This is a genomic window from Georgenia thermotolerans (genome assembly GCF_009193185.1).
Lineage (GTDB): Bacteria > Actinomycetota > Actinomycetes > Actinomycetales > Actinomycetaceae > Georgenia > Georgenia thermotolerans.
Genome location: NZ_VUKF01000016.1, coordinates 26559 through 38938 on the forward strand (window position 1 = coordinate 26559; position 12380 = coordinate 38938).

Below are 12380 nucleotides of genomic sequence, written 5' to 3' on the forward strand. Positions count from 1 at the left end.
TCGGCGCGAAGGCCGCTCGTAGCGGCTTGTGTTGGAGCCCGGGGCTTTCGCGGCCCGGCGTCGCGCTCCACTGTACGGCAGGGCCCTGGCCGGCGCGGGGGGCGTTCGCGCACTGAGGAAACACCCGCCGCGAGCGGCCGCACGGGCCTACTCTGCGGCCCCCCCGCCGGGCCCGCCTGTCGGCGATCCCCGCCGGACGGGCCCGCTCGGCGATCCCCGGCCCCGCCTACTCGGCGACCGCCGCCGGTTCCTCCACCGGCACCGCCGTCCCGGTGATGGTGGTGTCGCGGCCGCGCGGGTCGAAGCGGTAGCCGACGTTGCGCACGGTGCCGATCATCTGGTCGTGCTCGGCGCCGAGCTTGGCGCGCAGGCGCCGGACGTGGACGTCGACCGTGCGGGTGCCGCCGTAGTAGTCGTAGCCCCAGACCTCCTGCAGCAGCTGGGCGCGGCTGAGGACGCGGCCGGGGTGCTGGGCGAGGTGCTTGAGCAGCTCGAACTCCTTGTAGGTCAGATCGAGCACGCGGCCGCGGATCCGGGCGGTGTAGGCCGAGGCATCGATGACCAGGTCGCCCGCCTCCACCCGCTCGGGTTCCTCGGGCGCCGGGGCCTGGGTGCGCTCGGCCACCATCCGCAGCCGCGCCTCGACCTCGGCCGGCCCGGCGGACTCCACGACGACGTCGGCGGCGCCCCAGGTGGTGGAGACGGCGGTGAACCCGCCCTCGGCGAGCACGAGCAGCACCGGCGGCGCCTCCAGCGGCCCGCTGAGCATCCGGCACAGGGTGCGGGCGGTGACGAGGTCGCGGCGCGCGTCGAGCAGGACCGCGGCGGCGGGGTGGTCGATCATCGCCGACGGCGTCATCGGGGCGACCATGATGCGGTGGCCCAGGAGGGTCAGCGCGGGCAGCACGGCCGCGGGGCCCGCCGGGTCCGCGGTGAGCAGCAGGAGTTCGGCCACCGCCCCTCCTCCCACTCGGATTCGCTCACTTTAGTGGCCGCGCCGTGCGCGCCGGACGCGTCGCCCACGGGCAACCAGTCGCATGGGTCACACCCCGCACGGTGGGGACCGGGCCACGGGGCCGTCGCCGCCTCGGACGCCGGCCACCGCGGCCGGTCCCCGCCGCCCTGCGCCCGGAGCGGTCCGGGGCCTCGCCGCGACCGATCTGCAACAATCGGCCCGTGCCCGCCTTCATCGCCCCCTGCCGTCGGGCGGGACGACTCTCCGTGCCCGGCCCCCGGGCACGGACCCCGCGAGGGGCGGGGCGCACCCGCGGGAGCGCGCGATGATGGGGGCCGCCAGCCGGGCCGCGGTCACGGCCCTGGGCGCCGCCGTCGTCGCGCTCGCCGGCTACCTCTCCCGGGACCTGCTGACCGCGCTGATCCTGGCGCTCTGCCTGGTCTTCGCCGCGGGCTGGCCGCGGCTGATCGGCCTGCCCACCACCCGCGGGGCGGGCGTGGTGATCGCCCTCGTGGCGGTCGCGGCCACCGCGGTGGTGCGGCTGGGGTCCGTGGCGGGCCTCGCCGTCGTCGTCGGGCTGGCGGTCATCGGGGCGTTCGTCCACCAGATGCTCCGCCGCGACGGCCGCCCCCGGCTGGTGGAGTCCGTGTCCGGGGTGGTCACCGGCTGCGCGGTGGTCGTCTCCGCGACCGGGTGGTCGGCGCCGACCGGCGGGCTGGTGCTGGCGTCGCTGACCGTCACGGGCGCGGCGAGCATCGCGGCCGCGGCGGTGTGCACCGCCCTGCCGGTGCGCACCGAGCTCGGCGCGGCCCTGGCCACCGTGGTGGCCGGCGTCGCCGGCCTGGTGACCGGGTGGGCCCTCGCCGCCGTCGGCGGCCTGTCCGGGCTGCTGGTGGGGCTCGCCGTCGGCATCCTCACCGCGGCGCTGCACGTGCTCTTCGGCCGCTTCCCCGCCTCACGCCGGGTGCGCCCGGCGCTGGCCGCCGCGGCCCTGCCGCTGCTCGTGCCCGGCATGGCGATCTACCTCGTCGCCCACCTCCTCGGCGGCTGACCGGCCCTCGCTGCCCGGTCCCGGGCCGAGAGCTAGCCTGGGCCCATGACCTTCACCATCCCCGAGGACCTCGCGCCCGAGTGCTACCCGCTGGCGTGGCTGCTCGGCCGGTGGCGCGGGTTCGGCATGCTGGGCTACCCGGGCGTGCCCGAGCACCCGTTCGTCCAGGAGATCGTGTTCGACCACGACGGCGGTCCCTACCTGCGCTCCATCGCCACCATCTGGCTCTCCGAGAAGGACCAGTCCGGGCAGATCTCCCAGGAGATGACCGGCACCCAGGGCGCTGCGGCGCTGACCGCCGGCCAGCTGTGGTCCACCGAGACGTCCTACTGGCGCCCGGTCGCCGCCCCGGTGCCCGGGGTCAGCGGCAACGGCTCGGGCGCCAGCGCGGCGCCCACCCCGCGGCGCGACGCCACCGACCTCGAGGTGCTCGTGGCCGACCCGTCCGGGCACCTGAGCGTCTACGTCGGCAACGTGCGCGGGCCGCGGGTGGACCTGAGCACCGACGCCGTCGTGCGCACCGCCACCGCCGCGGAGATGTCCGGCGCCACCCGCATGTACGGGCTGGTCCAGCACGACCTGCTCTGGGCCATGGACCTGGCGGCCTTCGGGCGCGAGCTGCAGTCCTACGCCTCGGGCCGCCTGAGCCGGGAGGAGTGAGATGAGCGTCGTCGACGAGTCCCGGGCGCCGGACGCCCCGGCGTACCGCAGCCCGCTGCTGGCCCGGCCCGGCGCGGTGGAGGGCTCCGGCCCGGACGCCGGCGTGGCCCTGCACTACGGGGACCCCGTGCACGAGCAGCGCGCCCTGGCGCGCGGGGAGGGCCTGGTCGACCTCTCCCACCTGGGGGTCGTCACCGTCACCGGCCCGGACCGCATCAGCTGGCTCAACACCCTCAGCTCCCAGCTCCTCCTCGGCCTCGAGGCCGGGGCGAGCACCGAGATGCTGCTCCTCGACGTCAACGGGCACGTCGAGCACGCCCCGGCGGTGCAGGACGACGGCGAGCGCACCTGGCTGCTCACCGAGGCCGCCGACGCCGCGCCCCTGGCCGAGTTCCTCGACAAGATGCGGTTCATGCTGCGCGTCGAGGTCGCCCGCCGCGACGACGTCGCCGTCCTGGGCACCGCCGCCGGCGGGTGGACCCGGCTGGCCGCCCACCCCGCGCACGTGCTCACCTGGCAGGACCCCTGGCCGCGCACCGCGCCGGGCTCGACCGCCTACGGGCCTGCCGACGCCGACCACCCGGGCATCGAGATCCACCGGGCGCTGAGCGTCGTGCGCCGCGACGCCCTGGCCGACGTCGTCGACGCCTTCCTCGCACCCGCCGCTACGCCCGCCGGGACGCCGGACGCCGCCGGGGCGCCGGCCCGGCGCGGCCGCCTCGCCGGCACCTGGGCCTGGGAGGCGCTGCGGGTGGAGGCCTGGCGCCCCCGCCTGGCCCGCGAGGTCGACGAGCGCACCATCCCGCACGAGCTGGACTGGCTGCGCACCGGCGTCCACCTGTCCAAGGGCTGCTACCGCGGCCAGGAGACCATCGCCCGCGTGGTCAACCTCGGCCGCCCGCCGCGCCGGCTCGTCATGCTCCACCTCGACGGCTCCGCCGACCGCCTGCCCGATCCCGGCGCCGAGGTGCGCCTGGGGGAGAAGGCGGTCGGGCGGCTCACCTCCTCGGTGCGGCACGAGGAGCTCGGACCGGTGGCCCTGGCCGTCGTCAAGCGGTCGGTGGCCGCCGACGCCACGCTCGAGGTCGACGGGGTCGCGGCCGCCCAGGAGGTCGTCGTCCGGCCCGACGGCGTCACCGACGCCCGCCCCGCCGAGCGGCCGGGCGCCGGGTTGCGCCGTCGCGACCTGCGCAGATGACCGACCGGGCGGTGCGCCAGGGGGACCGGCGCGGGGCCGTCCTGGGCCGCTGGAAGGTGCTGCTCGAGGTGCGCGCCCGTATCGGCGGGCGGCGCCTGCGTGACTCCTTCGTGCCCATCCTCATCGCGGCGGGGACGGCGTCGCTGGCGTACTGGGTGTCCGGCTTCCTCCTGGGGCACACGTTGCCGATGTTCGCGCCGATCGCCGCGTGGGTGGCGCTGGGCAACACCGCCGACCGCCAGCTGCGGCGCGTCGCCGAGCTCGGCTTCGGCGCGACTCTCGGGGTGTTCCTCGGGGAGGTGTTCGTCCGGGTCTTCGGCACCGGCGTGCTGCAGATCGGCGTGGTCCTTCTGCTGTCCGCCTCGGTGGCGAAGTTCCTCGACCGGGGCGTGCTGCTGACGACCCAGGCGGGCGTGCAGAGCATCGTCATCGTCGCGATGCCGGCGAGCATGCTGTCCGGCGGCGCGCTGGGGCGCTGGTCCGACGCCCTGGTCGGTGCGGCCCTGGCACTGCTCGTCACCGCCGCGCTGCCGATCAGCGTCACCCGGCGGCTGCGCCGGCTGGCCCGCGAGGCGCTGGGGGAGATCGCGGCGTTGCTCGGCACCCTGGCCAAGGGCCTGCGCACCGGCAACGCCCAGCTCGCCGCCGACGCCCTGGCCCAGGGGCGCGACTCCGAGTCGGACCTGGAGTCGTGGGCCACCGCGGCGCGCAGCGCGCGGGAGGTGGTGCGCGTCAATCCCTCGCTGCGCAGCGAGCGGGGCACGGTCGCCGAGCTGTCCCGGGCGTGCACGCTCGCGGACCGGGCGATGCGCAACGCGCGCGTCGTCAGCCGACGCTCCGTCGTGGCGATCCAGGAAAGCGGGCCGGCGCCGGAGATCGCCGTCCACGTCGACAGCCTCGCCGGGGCGATCGGCTCGCTGGCCGCCGCCGTGGGGCGCGGCGACCCGCCCGAGGACGCGCGCCGGCGCCTGGCGGCTGTCGCCAGCGAGCTCGCCCCGGAGCGGTACGCCGAGGACGGGTGGCGCCAGCAGACCCTGGTGTCGCTCCTGCGCTCGCTCGCGGTCGACGCCCTGCAGATCTCCGGCATGTCCCGCGGCGAGGCCCTCGACCAGCTGGCCTGACCCCGCCCCCGCCCCCGCCCCCCCGGTGAGACGTCAAGTTGTGCGCGAGACGTCAAGTTGTGCGCGAGGGGTCAAGGAGTGCACGCCAGCCCGCGAGACCGGTGGGGAACGGCGAAGATCTTTCGCACCCCTCGCGGCTGCCGTCGACCGCCGACTGGTGCAGCATGGGCGCGTGACTACCGAGCACACCCAGCCGTCGCGTCGCCAGGTGCTCACCGCCGGCGGCGCTGCCGTCGCGATCCCGCTGCTCGCGGCGTGCGGCGGCTCCGGCTCGTCGCAGCAGCCCCAGCAGCCGGGCCAGTCCGCCTCGGGCGGGGCCGGCGGGCGGCTGACGGCCGTCAGCGACGTCCCCGTCGGATCGGGAGTGGTGGTGCAGAGCCCCTCCGGCGAGCCGGTGGTCGTCGCCCAGCCCCAGCAGGGCACGGTCCGGGCGTTCAGTGCCGTGTGCACGCACCAGGGTTGCACCGTCGCCGTCAAGGGCGACGAGCTCGACTGCCCCTGCCACGGCTCGCGCTTTGCCACGGCCAGCGGCGAGGTGCTCCAGGGCCCGGCCCAGCGGCCGCTGCCCGAGGTGAAGGTGAAGGTCGAGGGCGCCGACGTGGTGCTCGCCTGACGCGGCCCGGCAGGCGCGTCGATCCCACGCGGCCACCGGTGCCGTACTAGACGCATCCGCACCACGTGACGTGTGGGCGACTACTTGACGCGTCACCGACTATTTGACGCCTCGCGCACTACTTGACGCGTCACCGACTATTTGACGCCTCGCGCACTACTTGACGCCTCGCGCGCTGCGTGGGGCGTCGTTGGGCACCCGGTCTGTCATAGGCTCAGACCGTGCTCGCCAACGCCCAGCTGCTCCTCTTCCTCGTCCTGGCCCTCGTGCTCTTCGGGGTGGAGGTCTGGGCGCTGATCGACTGCGCCCGCCGGCCGGCCAACGCCTTCCTTGCCGCCGGCAAGCGCACGAAGAGGTTCTGGCTGATCCTCACCGGCGCCGCCGCGGCCGTCGGGTTCATCGCCATCCCGCCCCCGCTTGGGCTAGGCCTGTTCACCGGCTTCCTCCAGTTCGTCGCCGTCGTGCCCGCCGGCGTCTACCTCGCCGACGTGCGCCCCGCCGTCTCCAGCTACGGCGGCGGCCGCCGCCCCCCGCGCTCCGGCGGCTGGTGAGGGCGACGGCGTGAGAGCGGTTCTCCAGCGCGTCACCTCCGCCTGCGTGCGGGTCGACGGCGAGGTCGTCGGCGCCCTCACCCGCCCCGGCCTGGTGGCCCTGGTGGGTGTGACCCACGACGACGGCCCGCAGCAGGTCGAGCGCCTCGCCCGCAAGATCGCCGAGCTGCGCATCCTCCGCGAGGAGCGCTCGGCACTCGACGCCGGCGCGCCCGTCCTCGTCGTCTCCCAGTTCACCCTCTACGCCGACGTGCGCAAGGGCCGCCGGCCCACCTGGAACCGCGCCGCGCCCGGCCCGGTCGCCGAGCCGCTGGTCGACGCCGTCGTCGCCGAGCTGCGCGGGCGCGGCCTGGAGGTGGCCACCGGCCGCTTCGGCGCAGACATGGCCGTCGAGCTCGTCAACGACGGCCCGGTCACCGTGCTCGTCGAGGTGTAGCCGTGCGCATCGAGGCCCTGCTCGGCGACCTCACCACCCAGGAGGTCGACGCCGTCGTCAACGCCGCGAACTCCACCCTGCTCGGCGGCGGCGGGGTCGACGGCGCCCTGCACCGGGCCGCCGGGCCGGGCCTGCTCGAGGAGTGCGAGCGGCTGCGGCGCACCACGCTGCCGGACGGGCTGCCGGTCGGGCGCGCCGTCGCCACCGGCGGGCACCGCCTGCCCGCCGACTGGGTCATCCACACCGTCGGGCCCGACGCGCGCCGCGGCGAGACCGACCCCGCCCTCCTCGCCGCCTGCTTCACGAGCTCCCTCGAGCTGGCCGCGCGGATCGGCGCGCGCACCGTGGCCTTCCCCGCGATCAGCGCCGGCGCCTACGGCTGGGAGGCCGACGCCGTCGCCCGCACCGGCGTCGAGGCGGTCCGCGCCTTCGCCGCCCGCCAGGACGTCCGCGACGGGCAGCAGGTGTGCGGGCTGACCGTCACCGACGTCGGGCCCGCCACCGTCGCCGAGGTACGCTTCGTCCTGTTCAACGACCGGCTGCTGCGCGCCTTCGCCGCGGCGCTGGGCTGAGCGTCTTCCTCCGGCGGGCGCAGCACCGTCGCGCCCTTCCCGCACCCCGACGCGAGGGCATCACGCCTGTGGCGAACACGGGCAGTTCGGCCCCATCCCCGCCGTTAGATTGGGTGAACGCTGCCCAGACCTGGACGCCGCCGGGCTCGGGCCGAGGCAGCCGCCCGTGAGGAGTGCACATGTTTGAACGATTTACCGACCGTGCCCGACGCGTGGTCGTCCTCGCCCAGGAAGAGGCGAGGATGCTCAACCACAACTACATCGGCACCGAGCACATCCTCCTCGGCCTGATCCACGAGGGTGAGGGGGTTGCCGCGAAGGCGCTCGAGGCGCTGGACATCTCGCTCGAGGCCGTGCGCGCCCAGGTGACGGAGATCATCGGCGAGGGGCAGCAGTCCCCCTCCGGCCACATCCCCTTCACCCCGCGTGCCAAGAAGGTCCTCGAGCTGTCCCTGCGCGAGGCGCTGCAGCTCGGCCACAACTACATCGGCACCGAGCACATCCTGCTCGGCCTCATCCGCGAGGGCGAGGGCGTCGCCGCCCAGGTCCTGACCAAGCTGGGGGCGGACCTCAACCGGGTGCGCCAGCAGGTCATCCAGCTGCTGTCGGGCTACCAGGGCAAGGAGCCCGTCGCGGCCGGCGGCCCGCAGGAGGGCCAGCCCTCCGGCTCCGCCGTCCTCGACCAGTTCGGCCGCAACCTCACCCAGGCCGCCCGCGAGGGCAAGCTGGACCCGGTGATCGGCCGGACCCAGGAGATCGAGCGGGTCATGCAGGTGCTGTCCCGGCGCACCAAGAACAACCCCGTGCTGATCGGCGAGCCCGGCGTCGGCAAGACCGCCGTCGTCGAGGGGCTGGCCCAGAACATCGTGCGCGGCGACGTGCCCGAGACCCTCAAGGACAAGCAGCTCTACACCCTCGACCTCGGCTCCCTGGTGGCCGGCTCCCGCTACCGCGGCGACTTCGAGGAGCGGCTGAAGAAGGTCCTCAAGGAGATCCGCACCCGCGGCGACATCATCCTGTTCATCGACGAGATCCACACCCTCGTCGGGGCCGGGGCCGCCGAGGGCGCCATCGACGCGGCGAGCATTCTCAAGCCGATGCTGGCCCGCGGCGAGCTCCAGACCATCGGCGCGACCACCCTCGACGAGTACCGCAAGCACATCGAGAAGGACGCCGCCCTGGAGCGCCGGTTCCAGCCGATCCAGGTGGCCGAGCCCACGCTCGCGCACACCATCGAGATCCTCAAGGGCCTGCGCGACCGGTACGAGGCGCACCACCGCGTGTCCATCACGGACGAGGCGCTGGTGGCGGCCGCCACCCTGGCCGACCGCTACATTTCCGACCGGTTCCTGCCGGACAAGGCGATCGACCTGATCGACGAGGCCGGCGCGCGGCTGCGCATCCGCCGCATGACCGCCCCGCCGGAGCTGCGCGAGCTCGACGAGCGCATCGCCGAGGTCCGCCGCGAGAAGGAGTCGGCGATCGACGACCAGGACTTCGAGAAGGCCGCGCGCCTGCGCGACGACGAGAAGACCTTGGGCGAGCGCCGCGCCAAGCGGGAGCAGTCCTGGAAGAACGGCGACCTGGACGCCGTCGCCGAGGTGGACGAGGAGCTCATCGCCGAGGTGCTGGCCATGAGCACCGGCATCCCGGTGTTCAAGCTCACCGAGGAGGAGTCCTCCAAGCTCCTGCACATGGAGGACGAGCTGCACAAGCGCATCATCGGCCAGGACGCCGCCATCAAGGCGCTGTCCCAGTCGATCCGGCGCACCCGCGCGGGCCTGAAGGACCCCAAGCGGCCCGGCGGCTCGTTCATCTTCGCCGGCCCGACCGGCGTCGGGAAGACCGAGCTGGCCAAGGCGCTGGCCGAGTTCCTCTTCGGGGACGAGGACGCGCTCATCCAGCTCGACATGTCGGAGTTCTCGGAGAAGCACACCGTCTCCCGGCTCTTCGGCTCCCCGCCCGGGTACGTCGGCTACGAGGAGGGTGGCCAGCTCACCGAGAAGGTGCGCCGTCGCCCGTTCTCCGTGGTCCTGTTCGACGAGGTGGAGAAGGCCCACGCGGACATCTTCAACTCGCTGCTGCAGATCCTCGAGGACGGCCGCCTCACCGACTCCCAGGGCCGGGTGGTCGACTTCAAGAACACCGTCATCATCATGACGACGAACCTGGGGACGCGGGACATCGCCAAGGGCCTGCTCACCGGCTTCCAGGCGCAGGGCGAGCTGTCCAACAGCTACGAGCGGATGAAGACGAAGGTCAACGAGGAGCTCAAGCAGCACTTCCGGCCCGAGTTCCTCAACCGCGTGGACGACGTCATCGTCTTCCCGCAGCTGTCCGAGGACGAGATCGTCCAGATCGTCGACCTGATGATCGCGCGCCTGGACACCCGCCTGCGGGACCAGGACATGACGATCGAGCTCACCCCGGCCGCCAAGGAGCTGCTGGCCGAGCGCGGGTACGACCCCGTCCTCGGGGCCCGGCCGCTGCGCCGCGCGATCCAGCGGGAGATCGAGGACGTCCTGTCCGAGAAGATCCTCTTCGGCGAGGTCAAGCACGGCCAGAAGATCGTGGTCGACGCGCAGGGCGAGGGCCTGCTCGGCGAGTTCATCTTCACCGGCGTGCCCGCCGGGGAGATCGAGAAGCCCGAACCGGTCAAGGTGGGCCACGGCGCCACCGTGGAGCAGCGCGACATGCCGACGGCGCCCGAGGGCGGCGGCGCGGGCGGGGGCGGCCAGCTCCAGCCCGAGAGCTGAGGCTCCCGAGCAGCACGTAGCGCACTCCTACGGGTGAAGGGCCCGGCGACCACGCGGTCGCCGGGCCCTTCCGCACGCCGGGGGGCTGGTCCGGGCGAGCTCCGCGACCACCGCTCGAGCGCGAGGAGCGCCGCGACGGGGAACGAGGTCGCGGTTCTCGTTGTCGTGACGACCAGAACCTCGACCTCGATGACGAGGCGCCCGCCGTCAGGCTCTCGCCCGCAGGCCCGCGCCGCCGGGCGAGCTCAGGCGGCGTACCGCTCCACGAAGTTGCGCAGGATCCGGTGCGAGCGGCTGACGTCCGCGCGCGAGATCCGCACGATCACCTCGTCGGCCTCCGCCGCCGGAAAGTAGCCCGAGTGCCGGTACACGTCGATGCGGGTGACCATCGCGGCCCGGTCGAGCTCGGGATGGAACTGGGTGACGTACTGGTGGCGACCCACCCGGAACATCTGCACCGGGCAGGCGGCCGAGGTGGCGAGCAGCGTCGCGCCCGGCGGCAGCACCCGGCAGGACTCCTTGTGCCCGACGTAGGCGTGGAAGGTCCCCGGGACCCCGGCGAGGAGCGGGTCCGCGGCGCCGTCCTCGGTCAGCGCGATTTCCACCGCCCCGGTCTGCTCCGCGTAGGTGCCATCGATGACGGCGCCCGTGAGGCGGCCGAGCGCACCCACCCCGTAGCACAGCCCGAGGAAGGGGAAGTCGCGCTCGACGACCTCGGCGAGCACGGCGCCCAGCTCGGTCTCCACCCGCAGCTGCTCGTCCGTCTTGTGCTCGTCCGGCACCGACGCGGTGAACGGGCTGCCCCCGAGGAAGACCCCCGCGTAACGGTCGAGGCTCAGCGGCGTGAAGGTGCCCGACTCCATGCGGATGCGCACCAGCTCGTCCGGGCGCAGGCCGGAGTGCGCCAGGAAGCTGGCGTACTCCTCGTCGGCGGCGACGTCCTCGCTGCGCGAGGCCAGCAGCGCGAAGGGCTTGGTGGGCACGGGACCAGTGAACACCGCGGGGCCGCGCGGCGGAGGCGCTGTCGCACCGCGAACCGTTCGAGGTCCCCGTTCTCAAAGGATGGGACGACGGCGCGGGACCGTTGCGTCGGCCGCGTGCGCCCTCCCGGGCCTTCCGGATGCGGTCGGTCGCGAGCGGTCGTACCGTGAAAATGGTTCAGCTGTCGACGACGAAAGGAGTCCGCCATGGGTCTCGACGACAAGATTGGCAACGCCGCCGAGGAAGCCAAGGGCAAGGCCAAGGAGGCCACCGGCAAGGCCACCGACAACGAGAGCCTCGAGGCCAAGGGGCAGGCCGAGAAGACCAAGGCCAACCTCAAGCAGGCCGGCGAGGACATCAAGGACGCCACCAAGTAGTCGCACGCATGTGACGGGCCCCGCGGGAGCAACGCCTTCCGCGGGGCCCGTCGGCGTGTGCGGGGCGGGCTCGCCCGCCGTGACAGGACGCCCACCCGCGTCTGATGGGAAGCCCGCCGGCGCGTCGGAACGTGAATCGCCAGACGGTCGCACCCGAGACGGAACATCCAGTGTTTCCACCTCGTGTACGCGCTCGACGTCAGGGCGCTGAATGTATGCAAGAACGTCCAGTAGGGGTGGTCGCCCTCAACGCGGTCCAGAAAAGGCGTAGCAGACGCGACCGAGGTCTCGGCTACTTGTATACAAACGAGGGCTGGTGGGTTAGCGTGACGCCATGCTCGCCAGCGACGCCGCCTACGCCTCCCTGCGGGAGGACATCGTCTCCGGGCGCCTGGGCCCCGGCACGGTGCTCGGTGAGGTCGAGCAGGCGGCACGCCTGGGCGTCTCCCGGACGCCGCTGCGCGAGGCCCTGGCGCGGCTGGCCGCGGAGGGGCTCGCCGTCGCCGGCAAGGGGCGCACGCTGGTCGTGTCGAACCTCTCCGCCGAGGACGTGCGGCACCTGTTCGAGCTGCGCGAGGCCCTGGAGTGCCAGGCCGCCCGCCTGGCCGCCCAGCGTGGCGACCGCACCGTGTTCGCCCGGCTCGCCGAGCGCTTCGCCGGTGCCGCGGCGCTGGTCAGCGCCACCGATCCCGACCAGGTGGCCTACTACGGGCTCGTCGCCGAGCTCGACGCGGCGCTGGACGAGGCCATGGCCAGTCCCTACCTGCTGCGCTCGCTCGCCACGCTGCGCACCCACGTCGCCCGCGCCCGCCGGCTCGCCCACGACAACCCCGAGCGACTGGCCCAGGCGGCGCACGAGCACCGCCTCATCGCCGAGGCCATCGCCGAGGGCGACGCCACGCTGGCCGCCCAGGCCACCGCCGTCCACCTGCGCGCGAGCCTGGCGAATATCCTCGCCAGCCTCGCCGCGGCCGGCCCCGGTGACCCCGCCGGCCCCCACGACCCCGCCGACCCTCATGAGCCCGCCGACGACGGCGAGCCGGCCGGCCCCCACGACCCCGCCGACGAGGTCGGCCACCCCCACCCAGGAGCAGCCGCATGATCACCGA

General features: G+C 74.2%; 12 protein-coding genes and 1 pseudogene. 11 read left to right on the forward strand and 2 right to left on the reverse strand.

All coding sequences use genetic code 11. The annotated features are described in order from the left end of the window. Positions 1–226: 226 nt before the first annotated feature. Positions 227–955, reverse strand: coding sequence for a winged helix-turn-helix transcriptional regulator (locus GD970_RS09330; protein ID WP_152202617.1), 729 nt, complete (start codon positions 953–955; stop codon positions 227–229). A 325-nt stretch (positions 956–1280) separates the two neighbouring features. Here GD970_RS09330 and GD970_RS09335 point away from each other — a divergent pair, with 325 nt between their 5' ends. The 9 genes and pseudogenes from GD970_RS09335 to GD970_RS09375 all read left to right on the forward strand — a co-directional run bounded on the left by GD970_RS09335 (position 1281) and on the right by GD970_RS09375 (position 9913). Continuing rightward, positions 1281–2006 carry a hypothetical protein gene (locus GD970_RS09335; RefSeq protein ID WP_152202618.1) on the forward strand — a complete coding sequence of 242 codons (726 nt, stop codon included), beginning with the start codon at positions 1281–1283 and terminating at the stop codon, positions 2004–2006. A 45-nt stretch (positions 2007–2051) separates the two neighbouring features. Beyond that, positions 2052–2666 carry an FABP family protein gene (locus GD970_RS09340; RefSeq protein WP_152202619.1) on the forward strand — a complete coding sequence of 205 codons (615 nt, stop codon included), beginning with the start codon at positions 2052–2054 and terminating at the stop codon, positions 2664–2666. 1 nt (position 2667) lies between these two features. Further along, positions 2668–3864, forward strand: a complete 1197-nt coding sequence (gene ygfZ, locus GD970_RS09345) for a CAF17-like 4Fe-4S cluster assembly/insertion protein YgfZ (protein WP_152202620.1) — start codon at positions 2668–2670, stop codon at positions 3862–3864. After that, positions 3861–4370: pseudogene (locus tag GD970_RS22660) on the forward strand (FUSC family protein); the annotation flags it as partial. The gene ygfZ and the pseudogene GD970_RS22660, both read left to right, overlap by 4 nt. A gap of 787 nt (positions 4371–5157) precedes the next feature. After that, the gene (locus GD970_RS09355; RefSeq protein WP_152202622.1) at positions 5158–5598 is read left to right on the forward strand and encodes a QcrA and Rieske domain-containing protein; all 441 of its coding nucleotides are present in this window, start codon (positions 5158–5160) and stop codon (positions 5596–5598) included. Between the two features lie 221 nt (positions 5599–5819). Beyond that, positions 5820–6149, forward strand: coding sequence for a DUF2516 family protein (locus GD970_RS09360; RefSeq protein ID WP_152202623.1), 330 nt, complete (start codon positions 5820–5822; stop codon positions 6147–6149). 10 nt (positions 6150–6159) lie between these two features. Then, positions 6160–6585 (forward strand): D-aminoacyl-tRNA deacylase, encoded by a 426-nt coding sequence (gene dtd / locus GD970_RS09365; RefSeq protein ID WP_152202624.1) that lies wholly within the window; start codon positions 6160–6162, stop codon positions 6583–6585. 2 nt (positions 6586–6587) lie between these two features. Then, positions 6588–7157, forward strand: a complete 570-nt coding sequence (locus GD970_RS09370; RefSeq protein WP_152202625.1) for an O-acetyl-ADP-ribose deacetylase — start codon at positions 6588–6590, stop codon at positions 7155–7157. A 179-nt stretch (positions 7158–7336) separates the two neighbouring features. Further along, positions 7337–9913 carry an ATP-dependent Clp protease ATP-binding subunit gene (locus GD970_RS09375; protein WP_152202626.1) on the forward strand — a complete coding sequence of 859 codons (2577 nt, stop codon included), beginning with the start codon at positions 7337–7339 and terminating at the stop codon, positions 9911–9913. 245 nt (positions 9914–10158) lie between these two features. Here the strand turns inward: GD970_RS09375 and GD970_RS09380 are convergent, their stop codons facing one another. Next, positions 10159–10896, reverse strand: coding sequence for a glutamine amidotransferase (locus GD970_RS09380; protein WP_226925249.1), 738 nt, complete (start codon positions 10894–10896; stop codon positions 10159–10161). Between the two features lie 204 nt (positions 10897–11100). Between GD970_RS09380 and GD970_RS09385 the strand changes: the two genes are divergently transcribed. Beyond that, a complete protein-coding gene (locus tag GD970_RS09385) occupies positions 11101–11271 on the forward strand; it encodes a CsbD family protein (RefSeq protein ID WP_152202627.1) in 171 nt (56 codons plus the stop codon). A 334-nt stretch (positions 11272–11605) separates the two neighbouring features. Beyond that, positions 11606–12373, forward strand: a complete 768-nt coding sequence (locus GD970_RS09390; RefSeq protein ID WP_152202628.1) for a GntR family transcriptional regulator — start codon at positions 11606–11608, stop codon at positions 12371–12373. The last annotated feature ends 7 nt before the right edge of the window (positions 12374–12380 follow it).

Bases quoted from the DNA above. Each gene is read 5' to 3' on its own strand.
- GD970_RS09335 (WP_152202618.1), top strand. From the start codon at position 1,281: ATGATGGGGGCCGCCAGCCGGGCCGCGGTCACGGCCCTGGGCGCCGCC.
- GD970_RS09340 (WP_152202619.1), top strand. From the start codon at position 2,052: ATGACCTTCACCATCCCCGAGGACCTCGCGCCCGAGTGCTACCCGCTG.
- ygfZ (WP_152202620.1), top strand. From the start codon at position 2,668: ATGAGCGTCGTCGACGAGTCCCGGGCGCCGGACGCCCCGGCGTACCGC.
- GD970_RS09375 (WP_152202626.1), top strand. From the start codon at position 7,337: ATGTTTGAACGATTTACCGACCGTGCCCGACGCGTGGTCGTCCTCGCC.
- GD970_RS09385 (WP_152202627.1), top strand. From the start codon at position 11,101: ATGGGTCTCGACGACAAGATTGGCAACGCCGCCGAGGAAGCCAAGGGC.
- GD970_RS09390 (WP_152202628.1), top strand. From the start codon at position 11,606: ATGCTCGCCAGCGACGCCGCCTACGCCTCCCTGCGGGAGGACATCGTC.